The sequence below is a fragment of the Aeromonas sp. ZOR0002 genome (assembly GCF_963866995.1).
Taxonomy (GTDB): Bacteria; Pseudomonadota; Gammaproteobacteria; order Enterobacterales; family Aeromonadaceae; genus Aeromonas; species Aeromonas caviae.
The window spans coordinates 1-302 of the sequence record NZ_CAWMFQ010000303.1; the positions used below are offsets into that span (position 1 = coordinate 1).

At 69.2% G+C, this 302-nt stretch carries 1 pseudogene; it reads left to right on the forward strand.

From position 1 onward, the window contains the following. Positions 1-302 (forward strand): annotated as a pseudogene (locus AACR77_RS16685) (2-succinyl-5-enolpyruvyl-6-hydroxy-3-cyclohexene-1-carboxylic-acid synthase); the annotation flags it as partial.

Below are 302 nucleotides of genomic sequence, written 5' to 3' on the forward strand. Positions count from 1 at the left end.
CCAAGCCCTGGAGCCCCTGGCTGGTGGGCGAGCCGGGCTGCCCCGCCCAGCCGGACTGGGACAGTCTCATCGGCAAGCGCGGTGTCATCGTCGCCGGACGCATCCAGGATCCGGTGCAAGGCAAGGCGGTGGCCGAGCTGGCAGACCGCCTCGGCTGGCCCCTGCTGGCGGATCTGCAAAGCCAGATCCGCTTCGATGATCGCAACCTCGTCCACACGGATCTCGCCCTGCAACACAGCGACTTCGTGGCCGAGCTGGCCCGCGCCGAGGTAGTGCTGCAATTCGGCGCCCGCCTCATCTCC